The following is a 26,303-nucleotide window of genomic DNA, read 5'->3' as shown; positions in this document are numbered from 1 at the left end:
GAAGGTGCGTGGGGCCCGGTTCGCGCACCGGGAGGCGCCGGGCTGCGGGACGCCGCGGTCGGCGTCAGGCCGCGACCACGACCGCGCCGCGGTCCAGGGCCGACACCGGAGCGATGGCCAGCTTCTCGGTGGGACGGGACGCCGCGGCCTTGCGGCGGTCGGCGGCGAAGACGTACACCCGCAGGACCGCGAAGCGGCCTATGCCGGCGAGGCCGGACGCCGTCAGGTACACGGCCTGCTCGGTGACGACGTTCGGGCTCGCGGCCACGGCGTGCAGGACCACCATCGCGGTCGTCGTGAACAGGTAGCTCGCCACGACGGTTCCGGTCGACTTGACGTGCATCCGCCAGCCGGTCTGGCCGCTGCGGAAGGTCAGGCGGCTGTGCAGCTCGTTCGCGACGACGGTGGAGGCCACGGTCACCAGCGCGTTGGCCGCCGCCAGGGACATGTGCTGCGCCAGGACCAGCAGTACGGCGCTCGCCGCCAAGCCGGTCCCGCCCCCGAAGACCACGAACCGGATGAAGGAGGCCACCGGGCCGTCGCCGCGGGTCGCGGCGGCAGTTGCGGTGCTCGCGTTGTTCTTCACAAGTGTCTCCTTCGCCCCCGGGCGGTCCGTCGCCCCTCTGCCTTCCTGCACTCACGACTCTAGGATTCAAATAGGAAGGGTTCGTTCCTCAATGCTTCCTGGTGCCGTCCCTTCTTTCGACCGGTTTTCCGGGTCGAACTCATCGCTCCTCACAACACAAAACCCCGGCCGGGACAGTCCCGGCCGGGGTGTGGTTCGCAGCACATCTGACAGCCACTCAGTTGTCGGCGGTGCCACCGTCTCCCGCACGATCCCGGGGGCACGCGCGCGCGTCCGCCGAAGACCCGGTGGCGCTCCCTCAGGCAGTGCGCTTGCTCCGCCGCCCCCGCCGCTCGATCCACTTCGCGAGGCCCGACAGCGCCATACACATGCCGATGTAGACGGGTGCGATGACCATCACGACCGGGATGAACGGCAGGCTGTAGTCCAGGTTGGTGGCGATCTGCTTGCCCGCGTAGAGGAACTCCTCGTACGAGATCAGGAAGCCCAGCGAAGTGTCCTTCAGCGCCACCACCAGCTGGCTGATGATCGCCGGCAGCATCGTGCGCACGCCCTGCGGGATGAGCACGTACGACATCACCTGCGTCTTCCGCATGCCCAGCGCGTACGCCGCCTCGCTCTGCCCGCGCGGCACCGCGTGCACGCCCGCCCGGAAGACCTCCGCCAGCACCGAGCCGTTGTAGAGCGTCAGGCCCGCGATCAGCGCGATCCTCGGCTCCGTCTTGAGCGCGATGAAGATGAAGAAGATCATCACCAGGACGGGCATCGCCCGGAAGAACTCCACGACCAGCGTCGAGAACCACCGCACGACCCGGTGGTCCGACAGCCGGCCGGCCGCGAACACCGCACCGAACACCAGGGACAGGACCGCCGCCCATGCGAACGCCCGCAGCGTGTTGCCGAGACCGCGCAGCAGCAGTTCCTGGATCCCCTTGTAGGTGAAGGCGTTCCACTTGTCCGCGGTGAACTGCTCGGTGTCGAACAGCTTGTAGACCACCCACGCGACGATGCCGGCCAGCACCAGCGACGCCACGATGCCGTACGTCCGGTGGCGCGCGAGCGCCTTGGGCCCGGGCTCGTCGTACAGCGCCGTGCTCCCCAGGGCGCCCTGGCGGCGCATGCGCCGCCCGACCTTCGCCGTCCCGTCCTTCGCCTGGTCCACCTGGTCCGCCTGGCCCATCTGGCTGCCGGTCACCGGGCCACCTTCCAGTGCTTCTCCATGAGGCCGAAGGCCGCGCTGATCGACAGCGTGATGATCAGGTAGCCGACCGCGATCCACACGAAGGTCCACACGATGCTGAAGCCGAGTTCATTGAGCGTGCGGTACGTGCCGAGCAGTTCGACCACGCTGAACGACCCGGCGATCGCGGAGTTCTTCGCAAGCGCGATCAGCGTGCTGCCGATCGGCGGGATGACCGCCCGGAACGCCTGGGGCAGCACGATCAGGCCCAGTGTCTGGCCGAACGTCATGCCCAGACTCCGCGCGGCCTCGCCCTGCCCCGCGGGCACGGTGTTGATGCCCGACCGCACCGCCTCGCAGATGAACGCCGACGTGTAGCAGCCGAGCGCGAGCACCGCGAAGACGAAGAACGGCATGACGACGCCGAAGCGCGGCAGGCCCAGCACGACCGCGAAGAACAGGAGCGTCAGCGGTGTGTTGCGCAGCACGTTCACCCACACCGCGCCGAACACCCGCATGGGTGCGACGGGGGAGACCCGGCACGCCGCGACCAGGACGCCGAGCGCCAGCGCGAGCGCCGACGCGACGACGGTCAGCTTGAGCGTGCCGAGAAACCCTTCCCAGTACGTGTCCCAGTTGTCGAAGAGGACGTTCATCGTCGGCAGCCCCTGCGCTAGTACCGGTCGATCGGCGGCGGCGTGGGCGCGGGGACCCCGGACAGGCCGAGGGTCGCGTCGTACGCCCGCTTCCAGTCGCCGTTCGCCTCGTGCTTCTCGATCGCGTCGTCGACCGCGAGCCGGAACGCCCGGTCGTTGCGCGGCACCCCGATGCCGTAGGGCTCCTGTGAGAACGGCTGCCCGGCCATCTTCAGCTGGTCGGGCACCTTGGCCGCATAGCCCATGAGGATCGTGTCGTCGGTGCTCACCGCGTCCACCTGGAGGCTGATGAGGTTGTCGACGCACACCGAGTAGCTGTCGTAGCCGATCAGCTTGACCTTCGGGTAGTCCTTCTGGAGCCGCTGGTACGGCGTCGAACCGGCCGCCGAGCAGACCTTCTTCCCGTTGAGGTCCTGCGGCCCGTTGATGCCGTCCTCGTCCTTGCGCACCAGGAGCGACTGCCCGGCCATGTAGTACGGCCCGGCGAACCCGACCGTCTTCTTGCGGTTGTCGTTGATCGTGTACGTGCCCGCGTAGTAGTCGACCTGGCCGTTCTGGATCGCGGTCTCGCGATTCGCCGACGCGATCGACTTGAACTCGATGCGGTCGACGCCGAAGCCGAGGTCGGCCGCGATCATCTTGGCGATCTCGATGTCGAACCCGGAGTAGAACCCGGTCGCCGGGTCCTGCTGCGCGACGTACGGCTGGTCGGCCTTGGTGCCGACGATCAGCCGCCCGCGCTCCTTGGCGTTGCGCCACGTGGGCGAATCCGGCACGTCGGCGTCGACGTTGACCTCGTACGTCGGCAGGTCGCCCTGGTCCGGCCCCTTCGGCGGCGGGGTGCCCTCCTTGCCGCAGCCGACCGCCGCCAGCAGCGCCGCGGCGGCCGCCAGGGCGGCCAGACGCCGACCGGGCCGCCGAGCGAGCGCACGAGCCGGCTCGCGACCCGGCACGCGGCCCAGGGCGGGGCCCGGGGCGCGGGCGGGCGTACGTGAACTGTTGCGCATGTCCCTCCCGCCCCTCAGTGGTGGAGGATCTTGGACAGGAAGTCGCGGGCCCGCTCGCTGCGCGGTGACTCGAAGAACTCCAGCGGCGGCCGCACCTCGACGATCTGCCCGTCGGCCATGAACACGACGCGGTTGGCCGCCGAACGGGCGAACCCCATCTCGTGGGTGACCACGATCATCGTCATGCCCTCGGCCGCGAGCGACCGCATCACCTCGAGCACCTCGTTGATCATCTCCGGGTCGAGCGCCGAGGTCGGCTCGTCGAAGAGCATGACCTTCGGGTCCATGGCCAGCGACCGTGCGATGGCGACGCGCTGCTGCTGGCCCCCGGACAGCTGGGCCGGGAACTTGTCGGCCTGATCGGCGAGTCCGACGCGGTCCAGGAGTTCACGCGCGCGCTTCTCGGCCTCCGCCTTGCCGAGCTTGCGCACCTTGATCGGTCCGAGCGTCAGGTTGTCCAGCACCGTCTTGTGCGCGAACAGGTTGAACGACTGGAACACCATGCCGACCTCGGCGCGCAGCCTGGCCAGCGGGCGGCCCTCCTCGGGCAGCGGCCGGCCGTCCAGCGTGATGGTGCCGGACTCGATGCTCTCCAGGCGGTTGATCGTGCGGCACAGCGTCGACTTGCCCGAACCGGACGGCCCGATGAGCACGACGACTTCGTTGCGGTCCACGGTCAGGTCGATGTCGCGCAGCACGTGCAGCGACCCGAAATGCTTGTTGACACCCTTGAGGACGACCAGCGGTTCGTCCGAGGAAGGGGACGGACCCGGTGGCGTCTGGGCGGTTGGCGCGTCGGTCACACCGGCAACCCTGCCCCGGTGACGACGCCGGGGGCGGCGCGGCGCAGGGCCTGCACCCGTAAGACTGACAGCGTCGACCCGTCCGGCCGAGCGCGCGCTCCGCCGAACGGGGCGGGGTCACGCGTCCTTGCGCGTGAACCGCCACCACCCGAGCACGAGCAGTACGCCCACCTCCGCGCAGAACACGCCGAAGCCGACCCACGGGCTCAGCAGCGAATCGTCGTACTGCCGCGCCGCGGTGACCGCACCGCCCGCGTTGCCCGGCATCAGCTTGCTCACCCAGTCCCCCCACGAGCCGGGCAGCAGCGAGACCAGCGAACCCACCACGAAGATCATCGCCAGGCCGACCGTGATCGCACCCGCGGTGTGCCGCATCAGCAGCGCCAGCGCGAAGCCGAACAGGCCGAGGACGGCGACGTACAGGCCGTTGCCGATCAGCGCGCGCGTCACCCCGGGGGAGTCGAGCGAGACGCCGATGTCCTTGTTCTCGAAGAAGGCGTTGCCCGCGAAGTAGCCGATGAACGCCACGACGGTGCCGATGACGAACAGCAGCGCGACCAGCACCACCGCCTTCGCGACCAGCACCGACGTACGCCGCGGCATCGCCGTCAGCGTCGCCCGGATCATGCCCGTCGCGTACTCCGACGACATCACCATGACGCCCAGCACCAGCGCCGCGACCTGTCCGAAGACCACGCCGACGCTGATCAGTTCGTCCGGGTGCGCGTCCGCGTCGGGCGGCGTCTCCGCGAGGTCCTTGGCCAGCGAGTCGGCGGACAGCGCGCAGATGAGCACCGTGAGGCCGATGCTGACCACGGCGAGTGAAACCAGCGTCCAGAACGTCGAGCGCACCGTGCGGATCTTGATCCACTCGGCGTTCAGGAAGGCGCCGAACCCGATCCTGCCCTCCGGGACCGAATCGCCTTCGGGGACGTTCACGACCTGCGTGGCCGCCGTCATCACTTGCCCTCCTGTCGGCTGCCGGGAGCCTGCGGCGGACCCCAGCCGGGCACGCCGCCCGGTTGCGGCGCCGAACCCGGGGTCGCACCGGGATCCGTTCCCGGCCCCGCGCCCGGAGGAGCGCCCGGAACCGCGCCCGCGACCGCAGCGGGCACGGCACCGGCCACCCCACCCGGCACCCCCGCGTGGTACTCCACGCTGTCCGCCGTCAGCCGCATGAACGCCTCCTCCAGCGAGGACTGGACCAACGTCAGTTCATGGAGCCAGATGCCGGCCTGCCCGGCCGCGTCGCCGATCCGCACGGTGTTCGCGCCCTCCACGCGCAACGATCCGTCGCCGTTCGCCGACGTCCGCATGCCCTCCGCGTGCAGCAGGTCGCGCAGGGCCTCCTGCTGAGGAGAGCGCACCCGCACATAGTTCGTGGAGTTCTGGTTGATGAACGTGACCATGTCCGTCTCGGCCAGAATGCGGCCGCGGCCGATCACCACCAGGTGCTCGGCGGTCAGCGCCATCTCACTCATCAGATGGCTCGACACGAAGACCGTGCGGCCCTCCGACGCGAGCTGCTTCATCAGATTGCGGATCCACAGAATGCCCTCGGGGTCGAGGCCGTTGACCGGCTCGTCGAACATCAGGACACCCGGATCGCCCAGCATCGCCGCCGCGATGCCCAGCCGCTGGCCCATGCCGAGCGAGAACCCCTTCGCCGGCTTCCGTGCGACCTCCCCGAGGCCGACCATCGCGACCACCTCGTCCACGCGGCGCCGCGGCAACCGGTTCGACGCGGCCAGCCAACGCAGATGGTTGTACGCGGTACGCCCACCGTGCATCGCCTTCGCGTCCAGCAGCGCGCCGACCTCGTGCAGCGGAGCGGCCAGCTGCGCGTACCGCTTCCCGTTGACGGTCACATCGCCCGCGGTCGGCCGGTCCAGGCCGAGAATCATGCGCATCGTGGTCGACTTGCCGGCGCCGTTCGGACCGAGGAAGCCCGTCACCGTTCCGGAGGGGACCGTGAAGTCGACGCCGTCGACGGCCGTCTTGTCCCCGTACCTCTTGGTCAGACCCTGCGCGACGATCATTCGTCCACGGTGCGACCAGACTGGCGATTGCGCCACCTGACGGGCCGTCGCACGCCCCGAACGGGCGATCGGCAGCACCCGTTTGACCGTGCGTCAGCCGGACCCGCGAGCACGCGTCCGGCCCCGCGACGACCCGCCTTTCCCCATCACTGACGCCCTCGGCACGTACTCGCGTTGCACGATTTCGGCCACCGAAATATCTCGGAATTTCCGCTCGAAAATGTGCAACACAAACCCGCCGACCCGGAGTCGCAAGGAACGACGGGACACCGAGAACGCTCGTCGGAGGGGATACGGATCATGGCCACACTGCTGCGCACCCCGAGCGCTCCGCCGATACCCGGGCGGAGCCTCGTCCTTGCCCCGATCGACCGCCGCGAGCACTTCGCGTACCTGCGCTCACGACCTGATCCCGCATTCCTGCAGTACCCCGCCTGGGCAGAGGTGAAGACCGGCTGGCGCGGCGAAAGCGTCGGATGGTTCGACACCAACGGCACGCAGGTCGGCGCCGCACTCGTGCTCTACCGCAAGGTGCCGAAGCTGCCGCTGTGGTTCGCCTACCTGCCCGAAGGCCCCGTCATCGACTGGGACGACCACGACATCGATCGCTGGCTCGACCCGCTGCTCGCCCACCTGCGCGCACAAGGCGTGTTCACGGTACGCATGGGCCCCGCACCCGCCCACCGGCGCTGGTACGGCGAGACCGTCAAGGACGCGGTCAAGCGCGGCCTGACCCACCTCGACCAGGTCACCCCCGACGAGATCGACCCGGTCGGCGCCACCCTGGCAAACCGCCTGCACACACGCGGCTGGCGCGCCGCCGGCTCGGGAGGCGGAGACGACGCCCAGCCGCGCTACGTGTTCCACCTGCCGATGCGGGGCCGCGGACTCGACGACATACGCGCGGGCATGAACCAGGAGTGGCGGCGCGGCCTGGCCAAGGCCGAGAAGTCGGGCGTCGAGACGACCGTCGGCGGCCCCGCCGACCTCCCCCAGTTCTTCGACCTCCTGCGCGTCACCGAGGCCCGCAACGGCTTCCGCCTCGGCCGCACGCTCGAGTACTACAGCCGCCAGTACCGCGTCCTCAACACCGAAGAACCCGGGCGCATGCGCCTGTACCTCGCCCGTCATCAAGGCCGCCTGCTCGCCGCCCACACCATGCTCAGCGTCGGGAACCGCGTCTGGTACCAGACCGGCGCGTCCGCCGACCAAGGCCGCGAGGTGCGGCCGAGCCACGCCCTGCAATGGCGGATGATCCGCGACGCCCACGCGCGCGGCATCCCCGTCTACGACATGCGCATGGTCAGCCCCGTCATCGACGCGGACGACCGCAGATTCGGCGTGCTGCGCTGGAAGCTCGGCACCGGCGGGCACGTCGTGGAGAACATGGGGGAGTGGGAGTACGCCCTCAACGGCCCGCTGCACCGCGCCTTTCAGCTCTATCTGGCGCGCGGCCGCTGACATGGCGCGCGGAAGCGACGTACCGGCGTGACCCGCCCGCGGCTGATTCCCGCCCAGCCTCCACGGTCCGGCAGACTGTCCCCGTGACGGAAGCGAACGGGAAACCGAACGGAACAGTCCTCGTCCTCGGCGGCCGCAGCGAGATCGGCCTGGCCGTCGCCGTACGCCTCGCCCGGCGCGGCGCGCACCGCGTCATCCTCGCGGCACGCCGCAGCGCGGACCTCGACCCCCAGGAGGCCGAACTGCGTTCGGCGGGCGCCTCCGACGTCGTACGCGAGGAGTTCGACGCCGACGACACCGCGGGGCACCGGGACTTCCTGGACCGCATCGCGCAGACGTACGGCCCGCTGGACGTCGTCGTCACGGCATTCGGCATCCTCGGGGACCAGCAGCGCGCCGAGACCGACGCCGAGCACGCCCTCGCCGTCGTGCACACCGATTACGTCGCGCACGTCAGCATCCTCACGCACCTCGCGACCCTGCTGCGCGCCCAGGGCCGCGGCAGCCTGGTGGTGTTCTCGTCCGTCGCGGGGGTGCGCGTACGCCGGGCCAACTACGTCTACGGCTCCGCCAAGGCCGGACTCGACGGATTCGCCGGCGGCCTCGCCGACGCCCTCGCCGGCAGCGGTGTCCATCTCCTGCTGGTCCGCCCCGGTTTCGTGATCGGCCGCATGACCGAGGGCATGAAGCCCGCGCCGCTGTCCAGCACCCCGGACCAGGTCGCCGACGCGACCGTCAAGGCCCTGGTGCGCGGGAAAGGCGAGGTCTGGGTCCCCGGAACGCTGCGCCCGGTCTTTGCGGGAATGCGCCTGATGCCCCGCCCGTTGTGGCGGCGTCTGCCCCGCTAGAGGGCAGCCCGGCGTCCGGGCGTCAATACCCCGAGTGTGCGGTGACCGAACCGTGATGCTGGGATAGCACGTGGAACCGATCGAGACACGACCGAGAGGGGCAATCGGCATGGCCGACGGACATTTCGACGTGGTGGTCCTGGGGGCGGGACCGGGCGGCTACGTCGCCGCGATCCGCGCGTCGCAGCTGGGGCTGCGCACCGCGATCGTGGAGGAGAAGTACTGGGGCGGCGTCTGCCTCAACGTCGGCTGCATCCCCTCCAAGGCCCTGCTGCGCAGCGCCGAACTGGCCCACATCGTCACCCACGACGCCAAGGGCTTCGGCATCGACATCGAGGGCCCGGTCACCCTCAACTACGGTGCGGCGCACGCCCGCAGCCGCCGCGTCGCGGACGGCCGCGTCAAGGGCGTCCACTACCTGATGAAGAAGAACGACATCACGCAATACGCGGGCGTCGGCTCCTTCCTCGACGCCAACAGCCTCCAGGTCACCCACGCCGACGGCACCGCCTCGCGCGTCACGTTCGACAACGCCGTCATCGCCGCGGGCGCCACCACGCGGCTGTTGCCCGGCACGGAACTCAGTGAGCGGGTCCGCACCTACGAGGAGCAGATCCTCGCCGACAAGCTCCCCTCCAGCATCGTCATCGTCGGCGCGGGTGCCATCGGCGTCGAGTTCGCGTACGTCATGAACAGCTTCGGCGTCAGCGTCACCGTCGTCGAGTTCCTGGACCGCGTGGTCCCGCTGGAGGACCAGGAGGTCTCCGCCGAACTCGCCCGCCGCTACCGCAAGCTCGGCATCGACGTCCTCACCTCGACCCGCGTCGAGGCCATCGCCGAGGACGCGTCGGGCGTCACGGTCACCGTCACCGGCAAGGACGGCCAACGGCGGGAACTGCGCGCCGACCAGGTCCTCCAGGCCATCGGCTTCCAGCCGCGGGTGACCGGCTACGGCCTGGAGAACACCGGCGTACGCCTCACCGACCGCGGCGCGATCGACATCGACGCGTACTGCCGCACCAACGTGCCGCACATCTACGCCATCGGCGACGTCACCGCCAAGCTGATGCTCGCGCACACCGCGGAGGCCATGGGCGTCGTCGCGGCCGAGACCATCGGCGGCGCGGAGACCATGCCCGTCGAGTACGTCATGGTGCCGCGCGCGACGTACTGCCAGCCGCAGATCGCCAGCTTCGGCCTCACCGAGGCGCAGGCACGCGAGCAGGGCTACGACGTCCAGGTCGCGAAGTTCCCCTTCACCGCCAACGGCAAGGCGCACGGCCTCGGCGAGGCGGTCGGGTTCGTCAAGATCCTCAGCGACGCCAAGTACGGCGAACTTCTCGGCGCCCACCTCATCGGCCCCGAGGCCACCGAGCTCCTCCCCGAACTCACCCTGGCCCAGCAGTGGGACCTCACCGTCCACGAGATCGCCCGCAACGTGCACGCCCACCCGACCCTCGGTGAAGCGGTCAAGGAGGCCGTCCACGGCCTCGCCGGCCACATGATCAACATGTAGCGCGCAACGGGCGCGGGTGCCGTTGCGGCGCCCGCGCCCGTTCCGTCCGCCGACCGAAGTCGCGCCCGCCCCAACGGCGGTCGGCTCAGTCGTAGATGTGGCTCGGGGTGGCGATCGTCGTGATCGCCTTCGCCAGCAGGGTGCTGGGCTCCTGCCCGTTGTGGAACGAGTCGGTGTTCAGCAGGACCACCAGCGTGGCGTCCTCCTCCGGCAGGTACACGGTGACGCTCTCGTAGCCGGGCAGCGAGCCGTTGTGGCCGATCCAACCGTTGCTGTCGAAGATCCCGAGCCCGTACGAGGTGCCGGGGACGCCGATGGGCTGCATCTTCAGGCGCTCGGCCTGGGTGGCGGGGCTGAGCAGGGTCCCGGTGGCCAGGTCCTTCGCCCACACGCGCAGGTCGCGCAGGTTGGAGATCATGGCGCCGGCCGCCCAGCCCCAACTCGGGTTCCAGTCCGTGGCGTCGGCGGTCTCGCCGGTCAGCGTCTGGTTCGTGTAGCCGCGCGGGTGCGGCGACGGGAACTCCGCGCCCGTCGGGAACAGCGTGCGGTGCAGGCGTCCCGGCCGCAGGACGCGGTCGTGGATGACGTCGGCGAGCTTGCGGCCCGTCACCTTCTCCACCACCAGGCCGAGCAGCACCAGGTTGCTGTTGGAGTAGTCGAAGGCCGCCCCAGGCGGGAACTTGTTCTCGTGCTTCATCCCGTACGGCAGCAGCTCCTCGGGAGTCCACTGCCGCTCGGGGTCCGACAGCAGGGCCGCGGCGAAGTCGGCATCCTCGCTGTACGAGAACAACCCGCTGCGCATGCCGGCCAGTTGCCGCAGGGTGATGTTCTCGCCGTCGCGGACGCCGTCGACGTACTTGGCGATCGGGTCGTCCAGCCCGACCAGGCAGTCGTCGACGAGCTGGAGCAGCGCGGTCACCGTGAACGTCTTGGTCTCGCTGCCGATCCGGAAGTTCATGTAATCGGCGATCGGCGCGCCGGTCGTGGTGTCGGCGACGCCGAACGAGCGCACGTAATCGGGATGGCCCGGCCGCCACAAGCCCACGACCACGCCCGGGATGCCGGCCTCGTCCATCGTCTGCCGGATCGCCGCGTCCAGGCGGCCGGGAAGGCCCGAGGCCCCGGAACCCGCCTGCGCGGGAACCGCGGTCGGCACGACCGCGGCCAGGACCAGGGCACCGGCCGCGACCGCGCGGCGCAGCGGGGACAGCGTTCTCACGTAAGGGTCTCCTCCGACTCGTTGCGGCCCGTCCTGACGATCATGGGGCGGGTGCGGCGAGCCGTCGGGCGGGCGCACCGGGCCGTTCGGGTGGATGCGTGCGCCGGGCGTCTATGGTTCAGGATTCCTTGAATTCATGATGCCCTGTACGCTCCTGCCATGCCGCATTCAGCCGCTGCCACTGCTGCTCCCGCTGCCCCCGAGGCCACTGCTGCCGTGCTTGCCGCCGATGAAGACATCGACGCGCTGGTCCGCTTCGGGCGCGCGCTGGCCGACCCGATCCGCTGCCGCGTCCTGCTGATGCTGAAGGACACCTCCGCGCACCCGGCGGACATCGCCGACACCCTCGGCATCTCGCGCACGCGCCTGTCGAACCACCTTGCGTGCCTGCGCGATTGCGGCCTCGTCGTGGCCGTCCCCGTCGGGCGGCGCACACGGTACGAGCTGGCCCGCCCGGAACTCGCCGCGGTCCTGGAGACGTTGCGCGGCGTGCAACTGTCCGCCCAGGACCCGCCGAGCTGCCCGGACGCCGCGGAACAAGGCTGCTGCCGATGACCGCACCCCTGGCCGTGTCGCTCGGCCCCGACCCGCGCCGACGCGACGCCTTGGCCCGGCGCATACGCCTTCTGGTGGCCGCGACCATCGCCTACAACGTCGTCGAGGCCGTCGTCGCGCTTGTCGCGGGCACCGCGGCGTCGTCCACCGCGCTGATCGGGTTCGGCCTCGACTCCGTGATCGAGGTGTCCTCGGCCGCCGCCGTCGCCTGGCAGTTCGCCGCGCGCGACCACCACGCGCGGCAAGCCCGGGAGCAACGTGCGCTCCGCGTCATCGCGTTGTCGTTCTTCGTGCTCGCGGCGTACGTGGCCGTCGACGCCGTTCGCGCACTCGTCGCAGGCGGCGACGCGGACCGGTCGGTCACCGGAATTGTGCTGGCCGCCGTGTCGCTCGCGGTGATGCCGTTCCTGTCCGCCGCGCAGCGCGGTGCGGGTCGCGAACTCGGTTCCGCCAGTGCGGTCGCCGATTCCAGGCAGACACTGTTGTGCACGTACCTGTCCGCCGTACTCCTGGCCGGGCTCGTCCTGAACGCCGCACTCGGCTGGTCCTGGGCCGACCCGGTCGCCGCGCTGCTCATCGCGGCCATCGCGGTCAAGGAGGGCGTCAACGCCTGGCGTGGTGAAGGCTGTTGCGTCGCGGTCCCGGCCACCGGAACGGCCGTCGGCGGCACCGAGGACGGCGGCGGGTGCGCGGGCGCGGACGGCTGCGCCTGCTGCTGACGGCAGGCGCAGCCGAACGCGGCTACTTCTTGGTGACGGTGACCTCGTCGAGCACGATGAGGGCCTTGGGCGGGCCGTCGCCCGAGCCGTCCCACACGCCGTCGGCGGCCACCTGCTCCAGCACCTCCATGCCGCCCGTGACGGTGCCGAACGGCGTGTACTGCGGCGGCAGTTGGGAATCCTTGTAGACCAGGAAGAACTGGCTGCCGTTCGTGCCCGGACCGGAGTTGGCCATCGCGACCGTGCCGGCCGGGTACGTCGCCCCCGCGAGGTTCTCGTCGGCGAACTCGTAGCCGGGACCGCCCGAGCCGGATCCGGTCGGGTCACCGCACTGGAGCACGAAGATGCCCTCGGTGGTGAGCCGGTGGCACGGCGTGTGGTCGAAATAGTTCTTGCCGGCCAGGAACGCGAACGAGTTCACCGTCGTCGGCGCCTTGGCGGCGTTCAGCTTCACGGTGACGGTGCCGCAGCTGGTCACCAGGTTCATCGTGTATGCGGCGGACGTGTCGATCGTCATCGGCGGCGCGCTCGGGTACGTCGTCTTCCCCGGGGCCCCGGGCGCCGGGTCGCACTTCGCCGCACCGGGTGCCGCCCCGCCCGCGGTCGACGAGGCCTCGGGGCCTGCGGTCCCTGTTCCGGTCGCGCCGGTCGTCGCCTTGCCGGTGCCCGTCTTGCCCGTCGCCGAAGACGGCGTCTTCGGCGACGCGGCCCCGGGTGTGTCGTCCGAGCCCGGAGGAGGCGAGGCGGGTGCGGGGTTGCCGATCGGCTGCTGCGCGCTCCCCGACTTGGGTGCGTCGTCCCCGTCGTCGTCGGTGAGGAACCAGGTTCCTCCGCCGATGAGGGCCGCCACAATGACCGCCGCGCCGATGCCGAGCACGAGGTTGCGGCGGCCGCGCCCGCCGGGTCCGCTGCCGTGACCCGGGCCGCCGGGGCCGCCCGGACCGCTACCGGGGGCGCCGGGGCCCCCGGGCCCCGGCGGGTACTGCGGCCGCGCCGGACCGGGGTGGTCGGAACCGGGGGGAGCGGCGGCGTGCACGGGATCCGGCGCGTACCCCGGCATGGGCGGCGGACCCTGCGGTGGCTGCCCCTGCGGCGGCTGCCCGTGGGCGGACTGCCCCTGGGCCGGCGGCGGCGCTCCGGGCCCCTGCGGGGGCGGGAACCCCTGAGGAGGCGGGGACCCCTGCGGATCCTGCCACCCGGGCTGCTGTCCCCACCGCTGGTGGTCGTCCACGTACTGCCCCCAACTCCGCTGCCGGTTCCGGGCGATGCCCGCCATCGCATACCGCGCCGAGCCTACGGGGTCCCGGCGGACGCCGGAGGCCGACGTCCCGGGCGCGCGAGGACCGCGCCTATACCCCACCGGGGCCGCGCCGACGGTGTGCGCCGAACGCGCCCCGGATGCGTACCGTAACCACTGGTCACATCATGGTGTCGGTGGACCCGCTCCCGAATCCGAGGCGCGCACACGGCCAGGGAGGCACCGCATGACCGGCGATCCGAAGGCGAACCCCCATCCGGATCCGGCCCCCACCGGCACCGGGCTGAGCCCCGACTTCCCCGGGCCGGACTCGCTGACCTGGCGCTACCTCGGGCAATGGCGGCTGATGCTGGTGATCGGCCGCGCGCTGGTCCTGGAGACCGGCCACCCGATGGTCGGTGCGGCCGTCGCCGACCACTCGACATACCGCAAGCACCCGTGGCGGCGCGCCGAGCAGACGGTGGTCAGCCTCCAGCGGCAGGTTTACGTGCCCCGGCTCGACCGGGCCAAGGAGTACGCCCGTCTCCGCCGCCTGCACAGGCGCATCCACGGCACCGACGAGTTCGGCCGCACGTACTCCGCGGTCGACGCCGAGGCGATGGCCTGGGTGCATCTGACGCTCTACGACGCGATGGTCACCATGTGCGCGACCGGCGGCGAGCCGCTGAGCGCCGACGACGAGGCCCGCCTGTACCGGGAATGGCGGGCGGTGGCGGTCGAGTTCGGCATTCCGGAGGACGTACTGCCGAAGACCGCGGCGGACTTCCGGCTGTACTTCGACCGCATGGTCCGCGAAGTTCTCCGCGACACACGCGGCGTGCACCAGCTCATCGAGTCCGTGCAAACGGAGTTGCCGCCGCCGCAGTGGCTCGCCTTCCTGCCCGCCCCGGTGTGGGGGGCCGTGCGCGGCGTCGCGGCCAAGGCGTACATCGTCGGCACCGTGGCCATGCTGCCGTCCCCGTTCCGGGAGCAGATGCCCGTGACGGTGCCGCGCGGCGCCGCGGCGGCGGTCTCGCTCGTGACGCGCGCCGCGGCCCTGGCGGCACGGCACTTGCCGGTGCGCCGGGCGTACATGCCGCTCGCCGCGACGCACATCGACGCGTACCGCGGCTCACGCGCGGTTCCCCGTCGTGTACACCCGGACCTGGCGGACCTGTTCGCCCGCATCCTCGACCGCACCGGCGACGGGCACGTCAGCTGGTCCGACATGGCCGGAATGGCGCGCACCATCGTCACGCAGCTCGACGCCGACGAGGCCGTCGAGGCCGAGCTGTACGACGCCTTCGCGCAGTGGTGGCAGGAGCTCAACGCACACGCCGCCGCGCACGCCGCCGACCGCCGACCGGGCCCGGCGGGCGACGACCAGGTCAGCGCGGCCGAGTACGCCGCGTTCGTCGAGGCCGGCCGCGACCACGTCCTGCATTCGACGATGCTGGCGGTCGCGCGGGCGGCCGACCGGGACGGCGACGGGTTCATCGACCGGGACGACTACGCGCGCCTGCTGCGCGCCGACATCGCCGAGGTGGAGTTGCGAACCGGCTTCGAGCGCCTGGACCGGGACCGCGACGGGCACGTGAGCCTCGACGAGTTCGCGGCGGCGCTGACCGCGTATCTGACCGGGCGCGCCGACTCGGAGGTCGGCGAATACCTGCTGGGCCGCGCCTGAGCGGGTAGACGCGGTACGGGAGCAGGTTCGGACCCGACTCCGCGGCAGGATGCGCGGCGCGTGGCCCGGCCGCCGCTCCCCGTGCGAGCGGTCCCGTACCGACGTAGCGTTTTGTAGAGATTTGACGGGTCGTACGGCGGATGGGCCGCGCCTCAGGCGGGCCCGGCGGTTCCGCCGCGTGGCGACAGCGGCGTCCGCCTCCGCGTGCGGCGGCGGACCGGAGCAGGGAGACCGTGATGCGCGGGCGTTCACTCGCCGACGAGGTGCTCAAACGGCTCGGGGACGACCGGCTCAACAAGATCGCCGGGGTGCTCGGCGTGGACGACGCCGCGGCCCGCAAGATCGTGCAGGAGTCCGTGACCCCGATCGCCAGCGCCCTCGTGGAGGACGCCGAGCGCAACAAGACAGAGGCCACGCGCGTCGCGGGCGCCATCAACGAGGCCATGCCGGTCGCGGCGCCGGCCGGTCCACGCGGCGGCAAGGCGGTGCTGCCGCTCGCGGGCATCAAGGGCGGCATCCTGGCCCTGGTCATCCGGCGCGCGGCGGGTCCCGCGGCGCGGCGCATCGCCAAGAAGACCGGCCTTCCCGCGCACGTCGCGATCACCCTCGCCGAGACGCTGCTGCCGGTGATCATCGCGGTGCTCGCCAAGCGGCTGAAGGCGCGCGGGGCGGGCAAGGGCGTGGGCGCGGTGGACGTGGGCGGCGCCATAGCGACCGAGGCGTCCGTACCGCTGCGCGCGCCGCGCGGCGGGCTCGGCGGCCTCGTCGACCGGGTCACGGGCATACTGCGGCGCTGACCGCCCGCACGCACGGACGGCGGCGCGACGCGGGCCGCGACGGCCCGTCGGGCGGGCGTACGGGAGCACCGCACGCCCGCCGCGGCGCGGCTCAGCCCGAGTCGGACGAGTGCCCCGGGAACACCTTCGCCGCCGGGTCGATCACCGTCATCGCGTTGTTCACCGCGGTCGCCGCCTCGCCGAACCCGGTCGCGATCAGCTTGACCTTGCCGTCGTAGTCGGCGATGTCACCGGCTGCGAAGACGCGCGCGTAATTCGTACGCATCGTCGAGTCGACGAGGATGTGCCGCTTTCGCTGCTCCAGCCCCCAGCGGCTCATCGGCCCCAGGTCCGCGATGAACCCCAGGGCCGCGACCACCGCCTGCGCGGGGACCGTGCGCGTGGCGCCGTCGAGCTTCGCCACGATGTCCGCCGACTCGACGCGGCCGTTGCCGTGCAGCGCCGCGACCTCCGAGGACGTGATGACCTCGACGCTCGACGCCAGCACCCGCTGGACGGTGTGCTCGTGCGCGCGGAACTTGTCGCGCCGGTGCACCAGCGTCACCGACTTCGCCAGCGGCTCCAGGCTCATCGCCCAGTCGAACGCGGAGTCGCCGCCGCCGACGATCAGCACGTCCAGGTCCGCCAGTTCGGCGAGGCGCGGGACGAAGAACACGACGCCCTCGCCGGTGAACGCGTCGGCGGCCGGCAGCGGACGCGGGCTGAACGTGCCGATGCCGCCGCTGATGAGCACCACCTTCGCGGTGACGACCAGGCCGGTGTCGCACGTGACGGTGACAAAGTCCTCGCCGTGTTCGAGGTGTTCGGCACGGTGGCCGAGCAGGTATTGCGGATCGAACTGCCCGGCCTGGGCGCCGAGCGCGTCGACGAGGTCCTGGCCCTTGACCGCCGGGAACCCCGCCACGTCGTAGATCATCTTTTCCGGGTACATCGCCGTGATCTGCCCCCCGATCTCGGGGAGCGAGTCGAGAACCGCGACCTTGAGGCCGCGGAACCCGGCGTAGTAGGCGGCGTACAGGCCGGTGGGGCCGGCACCGATGATCAGCAGGTCCGCCTCGGCCGACGTCGCGGCGGATGCGCCGTCGGCGGACTCGACGGGCTGAACGGGCTGAACGGGCTGGGACACGCGTGCTCCCCTCGCTAAGGGCGTGCGTGGACGGCCGACTGCGAGCCCGTGCCGGAGCCCGCGCCGACCGGGTCCCTGACGGGGTGACCAGCCCTGAATGTGATCGCCGCAGGGGCCGCGACGACCATATCGACGGGCGCCTCGCACTACCTGGATACGTGCCCTGCGTCACAGCCCGGAAAGCGCCGAGACGCCCGCTGACGAGCAAGATGTCGCGAACGTCGAAGTGGTTCGCGACGCGCCGGGCGTACGCCGTCCGGGTGGCGGCCGCACCGGTGGCCCCGCGGCCCCCATTCGTCGCATTCGTTGCGCGCGTGCCGCGGCGGGAACCGTCACAACAAGAACCTGTTCTCTTTCCCCGTGCGGATCACTAGGGTCCCGGCCATGGAGATCTCGTGCGCCCTGCCCCCGTCGGCCGAAGCCCCCGCCCTCATCGCCGAGGCCGAACGCCTGGGCTACACACGGGCCTGGTGCTACGACTCGCCCGTCCTGTACGGCGACGTATGGATGACCCTCGCCCTCGCCGCCGAACGCACCAGCACCATCGGGCTCGGCCCCGCGGTCCTGGTCCCCAGCCTGCGCCATCCGATGGCCAACGCCGCCGCCATCGCCCATCTCGCCGAACTCGCGCCCGGGCGTGTCGCGGTCACCCTGGGTGCCGGGTTCACCGGACGCATGATGCTCGGCCAGCGGCCCATGCCCTGGTCGCAGGTCGAACCGTACGTCGCGGCCCTGCGCGCGCTGCTGCGCGGCGACGAAATCCTGTGGGAGGGCAAGACGCTGCGCATGCTGCAACTGCCCGGGTACGGCGCGCCGCGCCCGCTGTCCGACGTGCCCATCCTCCTCGGCGCCGAAGGCCCCAAGGGACTTGCCGCCGCCGAACGCCTCGCCGACGGCGTCTTCTCCGTCGGCTCGGTCCAGAAGGCGGGCGCGTTCGCCTGGCGGGCCACCCTCCAGTTCGGCACCGTCCTCGAGGACGGCGAGCACCCCACGTCCGACCGCGTGCGCGAGGCCGCCGGGCCCGCCGTCGCCGTCATCTACCACGCCGTCTACGAGCGCGCCGGGGCCGGCGTGGACGGCTTCCCCGGCGGCCAGGTCTGGCGCGAGTCGGTCGAACTCGCCCCCGAGGACGCCCGCCACCTGTCCGTGCACGACGGCCACCTCGTCGCCCTCAACCGCCACGACCGGCTCATCTGGGAGCAGTCGCGCGAGCTCGCGCCCCAGCTGACCCTGACCGGCACGCGCGACCAGGTCCGGGAGCGGATCGAGGAAATGGCCGCCAACGGGGTCACCGAGATCGCGTACCAGCCGGTCGGCCCGGACAAGAACCGCGAACTCCGCGCCTTCGCCGAGGCCGCCGGAATCGGTTAGCGGTGGTGGCGCAAGGCGGGAACAGATCCCGGGAAAGGCGCCGAAGGCGGACAATTCCGCGGTGCCGGGTGGGGATCGCCGAATGGATTTTTCGGATTGCCGGGCAAAACCGCTACGCATTCGACGACGCGCGACGCTGTGTTCTCCTTCCCGCAGGCCCCCCGGGTGAATCTCGGGGGCTACGACCATGCGACGGAGAACACCCATGTCCTTTTCCCCGCCTCCCGGCCCCGCCCCGCAATCCCATCCCGGATGCGGGCAGGCCGGCACCCCCGGATACGGGCCCCCGGCCGACATCGCGAACTGGTATGCGCCCTGGGGCACCCGCGTCAGCGCGACTTTCATCGACGGGCTGATCAGCCTGCTGTTCACGCTGCCCTTCGAGATCGCGTATCTGCAGGGCACCACCGGTGCCACGATCGGCAAAAAAGCAGATGGGTATCCGGGTGGTCCGGGAGAGCGACGGACAGGTCACCGGGGGTCGGAATGGCGGCCGTCCGCGGCCTCGCGCACATTCTCGACGCCCTGACGCTTTTCCTTGGGTTCCCGTGGCCGCTCTAGGGCACGAAGAAGCAGACTTTCGCCGACAAGATCTGCGGCACACTGGTCATCAAGAGCCGGTAGCAATACCAGCAAAAGGGGCCGACCGCCGAGGAATCGGTGGTCGGCCCGCATTGCTGTCGGCCAAATGCCGACGGTCATTTCCGGTCCGGCACCATCCGGGCCGCCGAGATCCGCCGCCGGGACTCCGGGTTACTGCCCCGGGCCCGGCTCGCCGCCCTTGCGACGCAGATACCGCTCGAACTCCAGGGCGATCGCCTCACCCGAGGCCTCCGGGAGATCCTCGGCGTCCCGCGCCGCCTCCAGCGCCTGCACGTACTCGGCCACTTCGGTGTCCTCGGACGCCAACTGGTCCACTCCGAGCTGCCATGCGCGGGCGTCCTCGGTCAGGTCGCCCATCGGGATGGACAGGTCGAGGAAGTCCTCCAGCTTGCGCAGCAGCGCGAGCGTCGCCTTGGGGGAGGGGGCCTGCGACACGTAGTGCGGAACCGCCGCCCAGAACGTCAGCGCCGGCATGCCCGCGTGCGCACACGCCTCCTGGAGCACGCCCACGATGCCGGTCGGGCCCTCGTACCGGGTCTGCTCCAGGCCCAGCCCGGCCGCCACCACCGCGTCCGACGTCGTGCCGGTCACCGGCACCGGACGCGTGTGCGGCGTGTCGCCGAGCAGCGCGCCCAGCGTCACCACCGTCTCGACGCCCAGCTCGTGCGCGAAGCCCAGCAGTTCGTTGCAGAACGACCGCCAGCGCATGTTCGGCTCGATGCCGTGCACCAGCACGATGTCGCGGCGCGGCTCGGGGACCCGCACCACCGACAGGCGCGTCGTCGGCCACGTGATGCGCCGCTGGTCGCCCTCCATCCACACCGTCGGCCGATTGACCTGGAAGTCGTAGTAGTCCTCCGCGTCCAACGCCGCGAAGACCTCGCCTCCCCAGACCTGGTCGAGGTGCGCGACGGCGCCGGACGCGGCGTCGCCCGCGTCGTTCCACCCCTCGAAGGCGGTCACCATCACGGGGTCGACCAGCTCGGGGATGTCGTCGAGCTCGATCAAGTCCGGTGCCTCCTCGCCGGCGCGGTGCCGGTCCAATCGTCGATCCGTACGGTCGTTCTTACCCAGGTCCGTCGCGTCAAGCCTACGGCTTAGCCGGAATGCGTCCGGGCCCGCCCGCACGGTGTGACCGTGCGCCCATCTGGTGGGACACAACGCGGCAACCGCCCGCCGCGCCGTTAGGCTGTTCGCCCGGCCCGATTTTCGAGCCGCAGGCCCACCACGGGCCACCAAGCCGACAGCCGTCGCACCCAGGGAGAATCCTGATGACCGCAGCATCCGCGACCCCCCAGCAGCTCCGTGAAGCACTCGCCACCCGCGTCGTCGTCGCGGACGGGGCCATGGGCACGATGTTGCAGGCGCAGGACCCCACGCTCGACGACTTCCAGGGCCACGAGGGCTGCAACGAGATCCTCAACATCTCCCGCCCCGACATCGTCCGCGCGGTCCACGAGGAGTACTTCGCCGTCGGCGTCGACTGCGTCGAGACCAACACCTTCGGCGCCAACTTCGCCAACCTCGCCGAGTACGACATCGCCGACCGCATCTTCGAACTCTCCGAGTCCGGCGCACGCCTCGCCCGCGAGGTCGCCGACGGCTACTCGACGGCCGACCGGCCCCGCTGGGTCCTCGGCTCCATCGGCCCCGGCACCAAGCTCCCCAGCCTCGGCCACACCACGTACGCCGTACTCCGCGACGCCTACCAGGCCAACGCCGCCGGCCTCATCGCGGGCGGCGCCCACGCCCTCCTCGTCGAGACCACGCAGGACCTCCTGCAGACCAAGGCCTCCGTCATCGGCGCCCACCGCGCCAACCAGGCCGCCGGAACGGACCTGCCCGTCTTCGTCCAGGTCACCGTCGAGACCACCGGCACCATGCTGCTCGGCTCGGAGATCGGCGCCGCGCTCACCGCCCTGGAACCGCTCGGCGTCGACCTCATCGGCCTCAACTGCGCCACCGGCCCCGCCGAGATGAGCGAGCACCTGCGGCACCTCGCCCGGCACGCGCAGATCGGCATCTCCGCGATGCCCAACGCGGGCCTGCCCGTGCTGACCAAGGACGGCGCGCACTACCCCCTCAGCCCCGAGGAACTGGCCGACGCCCACGACGTGTTCACCCGCGAGTACGGCCTCTCGCTGGTCGGCGGCTGCTGCGGCACCACGCCCGAACACCTGCGGCAGACCGTCGAGCGCGTACGCGGCCGCGAGATCGCCCCCCGCGTCCCGCGCCACGAGGCGAGCGCCGCGTCCCTCTACCAGTCGGTGCCGTTCCGCCAGGACACCTCGTACCTCGCCATCGGCGAGCGCACCAACGCCAACGGCTCCAAGGCGTTCCGCGAGGCCATGCTCGCCGAGGACTGGGAGAAGTGCCTGGAGATCGCGCGCGACCAGTCCCGCGACGGCGCCCACATGCTCGACCTCAACATCGACTACGTCGGCCGCGACGGCGCCCGGGACATGCGCGAACTGGCGTCCCGCCTCGCCACCGCCACCACGCTGCCCATCGTGCTCGACTCCACCGAGCCCGACGTCATCCAGGCCGGCCTGGAGCACCTCGGCGGCCGGGCCGTCGTCAACTCCGTCAACTACGAGGACGGCGACGGCCCCACCTCGCGCTTCGCCCGCATCGCCGCCCTCGCCAAGGAGCACGGCGCCGCACTCGTCGCCCTCACCATCGACGAGGAGGGCCAGGCACGCACCGCCGAGTGGAAGGTGCGCGTCGCCGACCGCCTCATTTGCGACCTGCGCGACAACTACGGCTTCGACGTCGGCGACATCATCGTCGACGCCCTCACCTTCCCGATCGGCACCGGCCAGGAGGAGACCCGCCGCGACGGCATCGAGACCATCGAGGCCATCCGCGAGATCAAGCGGCTCCACCCGCAGGTGCAGACCACGCTCGGCCTGTCCAACGTCTCCTTCGGCCTCAACGCCGCGGCCCGCATGGTCCTCAACTCGGTGTTCCTCAACGAGTGCATCGACGCCGGCCTCGACTCCGCCATCGTGCACGCCTCCAAGATCCTGCCCATGGCCCGGATCCCGGAGGAGCAGCGCGAGGTCGCCCTCGACATGGTGTACGACCGGCGCCGCCCCGACTACGACCCCCTCACGCGCTTCATGGAGCTGTTCGAGGGCGTCGACGCCAAGTCGGTCAAGGCGTCCCGCGCCGAGGAACTGGCCGCCCTGCCGCTGGGCGAGCGCCTCGAGCGCCGCATCATCGACGGCGAACGCCAGGGCCTGGAGGCCGACCTCGAAGAGGCGCTGGCCTCCCGCCCCGCGCTGGAGATCATCAACGACACGCTGCTGGAGGGCATGAAGGTCGTCGGCGAGCTGTTCGGCTCCGGCCAGATGCAGCTGCCGTTCGTGCTGCAGTCCGCCGAGGTCATGAAGACCGCCGTCGCGTACCTCGAACCGCACATGGAGAAGAGCGACGACGACGGCAAGGGCACCATCGTGCTCGCCACCGTCAAGGGCGACGTCCACGACATCGGCAAGAACCTCGTCGACATCATCCTCAGCAACAACGGCTACAACGTCGTCAACATCGGCATCAAGCAGCCGGTCTCCGCGATCCTCGAAGCCGCCGAGGAGCACCGCGCCGACGTCATCGGCATGTCCGGGCTCCTGGTCAAGTCGACGGTGATCATGAAGGAGAACCTCCAGGAGCTCAACCAGCGCGGCCTGGCCACCGGATACCCGGTGATCCTCGGCGGCGCCGCACTGACGCGCGCGTACGTCGAAGAGGACCTCTACGACATCTACGCCGGCGAAGTCCGCTACGCCCGCGACGCGTTCGAGGGACTGCGCCTGATGGACGCCCTCATGGGCGTCAAGCGCGGCGTCCCCGGCGCCGCCCTCCCGCCGCTCAAGCGCCGCAAGGTCGCCGCGAGCTCGCTCGTCGAGACCGAGCCCGAGAACATGCCGGCCCGCTCCGACGTCTCCACCACCAACCCCGTGCCCACCCCGCCGTTCTGGGGGGACCGCGTCGTCAAGGGCATCCAGCTCGCCGACTACGCCTCCTGGCTCGACGAACGCGCCACGTTCATGGGGCAGTGGGGCCTCAAGCCGACCCGCGGCGGCAACGGGCCGACGTACGAGGAACTCGTCGAGACCGAGGGCCGCCCCCGGCTGCGCTACTGGCTCGACAAGCTCGTCACCGAGAACCTCCTCGAAGCGGCCGTCGTCTACGGCTACTTCCCGTGCGTGTCCAAGGGCGACGACCTCATCGTGCTGCACGAGGACGGCTCCGAGCGCACTCGCTTCACCTTCCCGCGCCAGCGCCGCGACCGGCACCTGTGCCTCGCCGACTACTTCCGCCCCGAGGACTCCGGCGAGGTCGACGTCGTCGGCTTCCAGGTCGTCACCATGGGCGGGCGCCTGTCCGAGGCCACCGGCAAGCTCTTCGCCGACAACGCATACCGCGACTACCTCGAACTGCACGGCCTGTCCGTGCAACTCGCCGAGGCACTGGCCGAGTACTGGCACGCGCGCGTCCGCGCCGAACTGGGCTTCTCCGGCGAGGACCCCGGCGACATCGACGGCATGCTCAAGCTCGAGTACCGCGGCGCACGCTTCTCGCTGGGCTACGGGGCCTGCCCCGACCTGGAGGACCGCGCCAAGATCGTGAGCCTGCTCGACCCGTCGCGCATCGGCGTCGACCTGTCCGAGGAGTTCCAGCTGCACCCCGAGCAGTCCACCGACGCGATCGTGCTGCACCACCCCGAGGCGAAGTACTTCAACGCCCGGTAGCCCGACAGCGAGCCGGCCGGACAAGCCGGCACGGTACGCGGACGGCCGCAGCCCTGCCCGGGCGCGGCCGTTCGCACGTACCACCCGCACCTGCCAGGATCGACCGGGATCCAGGACCCCAGGACCCGGCACCCGTGCCCGACCCGGGCCGCCGCACCCCCAGGAAGGCCGCAGCAGTGCTCCACGACGTCGTCGCCCTGCTGCGCTGCCCGCACTGCGGCGCCGACCTCGCCGCGGCCTCGGACGCCCGCGTACTGCGCTGCACAGCAGGCCGCCACACCTTCGACATCGCGCGCCAGGGGTACGCCAACCTCCTGGCCGGCGACGCCCGCACCGGCACCGCCGACACCGCCGACATGGTCGCCGCCCGCGGCGCGTTCCTCCAGGCCGGCCACTACAAGCCGATCGCCGAAGCGCTCGCCGCCGAGGCCGCCGCCCCCGGCGCCCCGTCAGGCGCCGTCGTCGACGTCGGCGCGGGCACCGGCCACTACCTCGCCCACGCCCTCGACGCCGCCCCGGACCGGGTCGGACTCGCCCTCGACATCTCCAAATACGCGCTGCGCCGCGCCGCCAAGGCCCACCCGCGCGCGGGAGCGGTCGTCTGCGACGCGTGGCGCCCGCTCCCGGTACGCGACGCCGCGGCGGCCCTCGTACTGAACGTGTTCGCCCCCCGCAACCCCGCGGAACTGCGGCGCATCCTGCACCCCGGCGGCACTCTCGCGGTCGTCACCCCGACCGCCGCCCACCTCGCCGAACTCGTCGGGGCCCTCGGCCTGCTCCGCGTCGACGACGACAAGAAGACCCGCCTCGACGCCGCGCTGGCCCCGCACTTCACCCCCGAGCGCGCCCACCGCGTCGGCTTCACCCTCGACCTCGGCCACGACGACATCGCCACCGTCGTCGGCATGGGGCCCTCCGCTTGGCACACCGACGCGGCCGAGCTGCGCACCCGCATCGCGGCCCTGCCCGATCCGCTCGCCGTCACCGCAGAGGTCACGCTGTCGCGGTACCGCCCCCGGTAGACACGCTCCGGGAAATCGGGCGACAACACTCCGCCAACACTCCGTGACGCGCGTAGCTATGCGCTTGCCTCCCACCCGCCGGTCACGGACAATCGAGGGCCCATCACCAGCGAGTGAGCCGAGTGAAGGAGGGGAAGCGACGACGCGCCGCCCGGCCGGGAACCGCCGGGCCGACAGGAGAGGCAGGTGGCCATGACGGCTCTCGAAGCCCGGGTGTACCCCGGTTCGGACCTCCAGGCGGTGCTGTGCGACATGGACGGCACCCTGGTCGACACCGAGCGCAGCTGGTTCGCCACCGAGGTCTCGGTCATGGCCGACCTCGGGTTCCACCTCGGACCCGAGCACGCCGAGCGGCTGCTCGGCAGCCCCATGGACCCCGCCGTCGCGTACCTCATCGGCATCTCCGGGGTCGACGTGGCCCCCGAGGAACTCGAGCGCCGCATCAACGCGCGGATGGTCGAGATCCTGCGCAGCGGCGTCGACCTGCGCCCCGGCGCCAAGCGCCTGCTCGCCGAGCTCGACGCGGCCGGTGTACCGCTCGCCCTGGTCACCGCGTCCTACCGGGACATCGTCGACGCGGTCCTGCCCTCGCTCGGCGCGCACCACTTCAGCGTCACCGTCGCGGGCGACGAGGTCGAGCGGCCCAAGCCGAACCCCGACCCGTACCTGGTCGCGGCCGCGGCCCTGGGCGCCGACCCCGCGCAGTGCGTCGTCCTCGAGGACTCGCCGACCGGGGTCGCCTCCGGCGAGGCCGCGGGCTGCGTCGTCATCGCGGTGCCGAGCATGACCGACATCCCGGTCGGACCGCACCGCACCGTGCTGCCGTCCCTGGAAGGCATCGACCTGGCCCTGCTCGACGGGCTCGTACGCCGGCGCGCACTGCACTGAGGCAACCGCCGAGCCCCCGGCTCCGGCCGCGACTTGAGACCCCACCCGCCGGGCGCCGGGAGCACACGGAAACGGACGGGCCCTTGGACCCGTCCGTTCCGCTCCCCGTGCCGTACCCCCGCTGACGTCCCCCGAGCCCGTTCCCCCGGCTGCCGCCCCCGCGACCGCCTCCCCGTTACGGGCCGTCGGACCCGGTCCTCGGCGATCTCCCCATCGCCGACGACCGGAC

At 71.4% G+C, this 26,303-nt stretch carries 23 protein-coding genes; 12 read left to right on the top strand and 11 right to left on the bottom strand.

Going from position 1 to position 26,303, the window contains the following annotated elements:
* Window positions 1-64 precede the first annotated feature (64 nt).
* The 7 genes from ACWD12_RS07420 to ACWD12_RS07390 form a co-directional block, all read right to left on the bottom strand.
* Complete coding sequence (locus tag ACWD12_RS07420; RefSeq protein ID WP_450098718.1) at window positions 65-586, bottom strand: GtrA family protein; 522 nt, start codon at window positions 584-586, stop codon at window positions 65-67.
* Between the two features lie 298 nt (window positions 587-884).
* Window positions 885-1,706, bottom strand: a complete 822-nt coding sequence (locus tag ACWD12_RS07415) for an amino acid ABC transporter permease (protein WP_450098768.1) — start codon at window positions 1,704-1,706, stop codon at window positions 885-887.
* Between the two features lie 71 nt (window positions 1,707-1,777).
* Window positions 1,778-2,422 (bottom strand): amino acid ABC transporter permease, encoded by a 645-nt coding sequence (locus ACWD12_RS07410; protein ID WP_358355678.1) that lies wholly within the window; start codon window positions 2,420-2,422, stop codon window positions 1,778-1,780.
* A 17-nt stretch (window positions 2,423-2,439) separates the two neighbouring features.
* The gene (locus ACWD12_RS07405; protein ID WP_358355677.1) at window positions 2,440-3,429 is read right to left on the bottom strand and encodes a glutamate ABC transporter substrate-binding protein; all 990 of its coding nucleotides are present in this window, start codon (window positions 3,427-3,429) and stop codon (window positions 2,440-2,442) included.
* Window positions 3,430-3,443: 14 nt separating this feature from the next.
* Entirely contained in the window at window positions 3,444-4,172 is a 729-nt protein-coding gene (locus tag ACWD12_RS07400) for an amino acid ABC transporter ATP-binding protein (protein WP_358355708.1), read from the bottom strand.
* A 177-nt stretch (window positions 4,173-4,349) separates the two neighbouring features.
* Window positions 4,350-5,192 carry an ABC transporter permease subunit gene (locus ACWD12_RS07395; protein WP_358355675.1) on the bottom strand — a complete coding sequence of 281 codons (843 nt, stop codon included), beginning with the start codon at window positions 5,190-5,192 and terminating at the stop codon, window positions 4,350-4,352.
* Window positions 5,192-6,271 (bottom strand): ABC transporter ATP-binding protein, encoded by a 1,080-nt coding sequence (locus tag ACWD12_RS07390; protein ID WP_450098717.1) that lies wholly within the window; start codon window positions 6,269-6,271, stop codon window positions 5,192-5,194. Before ACWD12_RS07390 ends, ACWD12_RS07395 begins: the two co-directional genes overlap by 1 nt.
* A gap of 300 nt (window positions 6,272-6,571) precedes the next feature.
* Here ACWD12_RS07390 and ACWD12_RS07385 point away from each other — a divergent pair, with 300 nt between their 5' ends.
* The 3 genes from ACWD12_RS07385 to lpdA all read left to right on the top strand — a co-directional run bounded on the left by ACWD12_RS07385 (window position 6,572) and on the right by lpdA (window position 10,096).
* Window positions 6,572-7,732 carry a lipid II:glycine glycyltransferase FemX gene (locus ACWD12_RS07385; protein WP_450098716.1) on the top strand — a complete coding sequence of 387 codons (1,161 nt, stop codon included), beginning with the start codon at window positions 6,572-6,574 and terminating at the stop codon, window positions 7,730-7,732.
* Between the two features lie 83 nt (window positions 7,733-7,815).
* Window positions 7,816-8,580, top strand: coding sequence for an SDR family NAD(P)-dependent oxidoreductase (locus tag ACWD12_RS07380; protein ID WP_450098715.1), 765 nt, complete (start codon window positions 7,816-7,818; stop codon window positions 8,578-8,580).
* Between the two features lie 109 nt (window positions 8,581-8,689).
* Entirely contained in the window at window positions 8,690-10,096 is a 1,407-nt protein-coding gene (lpdA, locus tag ACWD12_RS07375) for a dihydrolipoyl dehydrogenase (RefSeq protein ID WP_450098714.1), read from the top strand.
* Between the two features lie 85 nt (window positions 10,097-10,181).
* On the opposite strand, the gene ACWD12_RS07370 is transcribed toward lpdA, so the two are convergent.
* Window positions 10,182-11,315 carry a serine hydrolase domain-containing protein gene (locus tag ACWD12_RS07370; protein ID WP_450098713.1) on the bottom strand — a complete coding sequence of 378 codons (1,134 nt, stop codon included), beginning with the start codon at window positions 11,313-11,315 and terminating at the stop codon, window positions 10,182-10,184.
* A 216-nt stretch (window positions 11,316-11,531) separates the two neighbouring features.
* Here ACWD12_RS07370 and ACWD12_RS07365 point away from each other — a divergent pair, with 216 nt between their 5' ends.
* Window positions 11,532-11,870, top strand: coding sequence for an ArsR/SmtB family transcription factor (locus ACWD12_RS07365; RefSeq protein WP_450098767.1), 339 nt, complete (start codon window positions 11,532-11,534; stop codon window positions 11,868-11,870).
* On the top strand, window positions 11,867-12,589 hold the full coding sequence (locus ACWD12_RS07360; RefSeq protein ID WP_450098712.1) for a cation transporter: 723 nt from the start codon (window positions 11,867-11,869) through the stop codon (window positions 12,587-12,589). Before ACWD12_RS07365 ends, ACWD12_RS07360 begins: the two co-directional genes overlap by 4 nt.
* A 22-nt stretch (window positions 12,590-12,611) precedes the next feature.
* On the opposite strand, the gene ACWD12_RS07355 is transcribed toward ACWD12_RS07360, so the two are convergent.
* Complete coding sequence (locus ACWD12_RS07355) at window positions 12,612-13,649, bottom strand: peptidylprolyl isomerase (RefSeq protein ID WP_450098711.1); 1,038 nt, start codon at window positions 13,647-13,649, stop codon at window positions 12,612-12,614.
* A 424-nt stretch (window positions 13,650-14,073) separates the two neighbouring features.
* Between ACWD12_RS07355 and ACWD12_RS07350 the strand changes: the two genes are divergently transcribed.
* Both ACWD12_RS07350 and ACWD12_RS07345 read left to right on the top strand, forming a co-directional pair.
* Entirely contained in the window at window positions 14,074-15,513 is a 1,440-nt protein-coding gene (locus ACWD12_RS07350; protein ID WP_450098710.1) for an oxygenase MpaB family protein, read from the top strand.
* Window positions 15,514-15,749: 236 nt separating this feature from the next.
* Complete coding sequence (locus ACWD12_RS07345) at window positions 15,750-16,310, top strand: DUF937 domain-containing protein (protein WP_450098709.1); 561 nt, start codon at window positions 15,750-15,752, stop codon at window positions 16,308-16,310.
* Between the two features lie 91 nt (window positions 16,311-16,401).
* On the opposite strand, the gene ACWD12_RS07340 is transcribed toward ACWD12_RS07345, so the two are convergent.
* Window positions 16,402-17,436, bottom strand: a complete 1,035-nt coding sequence (locus ACWD12_RS07340; RefSeq protein ID WP_450098708.1) for an NAD(P)/FAD-dependent oxidoreductase — start codon at window positions 17,434-17,436, stop codon at window positions 16,402-16,404.
* A 384-nt stretch (window positions 17,437-17,820) separates the two neighbouring features.
* Here ACWD12_RS07340 and ACWD12_RS07335 point away from each other — a divergent pair, with 384 nt between their 5' ends.
* Window positions 17,821-18,807, top strand: coding sequence for an LLM class flavin-dependent oxidoreductase (locus tag ACWD12_RS07335; RefSeq protein WP_358355651.1), 987 nt, complete (start codon window positions 17,821-17,823; stop codon window positions 18,805-18,807).
* A gap of 205 nt (window positions 18,808-19,012) precedes the next feature.
* A complete protein-coding gene (locus ACWD12_RS07330) occupies window positions 19,013-19,336 on the top strand; it encodes a hypothetical protein (protein ID WP_450098707.1) in 324 nt (107 codons plus the stop codon).
* A 224-nt stretch (window positions 19,337-19,560) separates the two neighbouring features.
* Here the strand turns inward: ACWD12_RS07330 and ACWD12_RS07325 are convergent, their stop codons facing one another.
* Window positions 19,561-20,418, bottom strand: a complete 858-nt coding sequence (locus ACWD12_RS07325; RefSeq protein ID WP_450098706.1) for a PAC2 family protein — start codon at window positions 20,416-20,418, stop codon at window positions 19,561-19,563.
* A gap of 263 nt (window positions 20,419-20,681) precedes the next feature.
* On the opposite strand from ACWD12_RS07325, the gene metH reads away from it, so the two are divergent.
* The 3 genes from metH (at window position 20,682) to ACWD12_RS07310 (ending at window position 26,074) form a co-directional block, all read left to right on the top strand.
* A complete protein-coding gene (gene metH / locus ACWD12_RS07320) occupies window positions 20,682-24,164 on the top strand; it encodes a methionine synthase (RefSeq protein ID WP_450098705.1) in 3,483 nt (1,160 codons plus the stop codon).
* Window positions 24,165-24,340: 176 nt separating this feature from the next.
* A complete protein-coding gene (locus ACWD12_RS07315) occupies window positions 24,341-25,186 on the top strand; it encodes a methyltransferase domain-containing protein (protein WP_450098766.1) in 846 nt (281 codons plus the stop codon).
* Between the two features lie 192 nt (window positions 25,187-25,378).
* The gene (locus tag ACWD12_RS07310; RefSeq protein WP_450098704.1) at window positions 25,379-26,074 is read left to right on the top strand and encodes an HAD family hydrolase; all 696 of its coding nucleotides are present in this window, start codon (window positions 25,379-25,381) and stop codon (window positions 26,072-26,074) included.
* The last annotated feature ends 229 nt before the right edge of the window (window positions 26,075-26,303 follow it).

It is taken from the genome of Streptodolium elevatio (genome assembly GCF_053592165.1).
This window is presented reverse-complemented; position numbering and strand designations above follow the sequence as displayed.

Bases quoted from the DNA above. Each gene is read 5' to 3' on its own strand.
- ACWD12_RS07405 (WP_358355677.1), bottom strand. From the start codon at position 3,429: ATGCGCAACAGTTCACGTACGCCCGCCCGCGCCCCGGGCCCCGCCCTG.
- ACWD12_RS07395 (WP_358355675.1), bottom strand. From the start codon at position 5,192: ATGACGGCGGCCACGCAGGTCGTGAACGTCCCCGAAGGCGATTCGGTC.
- ACWD12_RS07355 (WP_450098711.1), bottom strand. From the start codon at position 13,649: ATGCCGGGGTACGCGCCGGATCCCGTGCACGCCGCCGCTCCCCCCGGT.
- ACWD12_RS07410 (WP_358355678.1), bottom strand. From the start codon at position 2,422: ATGAACGTCCTCTTCGACAACTGGGACACGTACTGGGAAGGGTTTCTC.
- ACWD12_RS07360 (WP_450098712.1), top strand. From the start codon at position 11,867: ATGACCGCACCCCTGGCCGTGTCGCTCGGCCCCGACCCGCGCCGACGC.
- ACWD12_RS07330 (WP_450098707.1), top strand. From the start codon at position 19,013: ATGTCCTTTTCCCCGCCTCCCGGCCCCGCCCCGCAATCCCATCCCGGA.
- ACWD12_RS07350 (WP_450098710.1), top strand. From the start codon at position 14,074: ATGACCGGCGATCCGAAGGCGAACCCCCATCCGGATCCGGCCCCCACC.
- ACWD12_RS07310 (WP_450098704.1), top strand. From the start codon at position 25,379: ATGACGGCTCTCGAAGCCCGGGTGTACCCCGGTTCGGACCTCCAGGCG.
- ACWD12_RS07415 (WP_450098768.1), bottom strand. From the start codon at position 1,706: ATGCGCCGCCAGGGCGCCCTGGGGAGCACGGCGCTGTACGACGAGCCC.
- metH (WP_450098705.1), top strand. From the start codon at position 20,682: ATGACCGCAGCATCCGCGACCCCCCAGCAGCTCCGTGAAGCACTCGCC.
- lpdA (WP_450098714.1), top strand. From the start codon at position 8,690: ATGGCCGACGGACATTTCGACGTGGTGGTCCTGGGGGCGGGACCGGGC.
- ACWD12_RS07335 (WP_358355651.1), top strand. From the start codon at position 17,821: ATGGAGATCTCGTGCGCCCTGCCCCCGTCGGCCGAAGCCCCCGCCCTC.
- ACWD12_RS07345 (WP_450098709.1), top strand. From the start codon at position 15,750: ATGCGCGGGCGTTCACTCGCCGACGAGGTGCTCAAACGGCTCGGGGAC.
- ACWD12_RS07390 (WP_450098717.1), bottom strand. From the start codon at position 6,271: ATGATCGTCGCGCAGGGTCTGACCAAGAGGTACGGGGACAAGACGGCC.
- ACWD12_RS07385 (WP_450098716.1), top strand. From the start codon at position 6,572: ATGGCCACACTGCTGCGCACCCCGAGCGCTCCGCCGATACCCGGGCGG.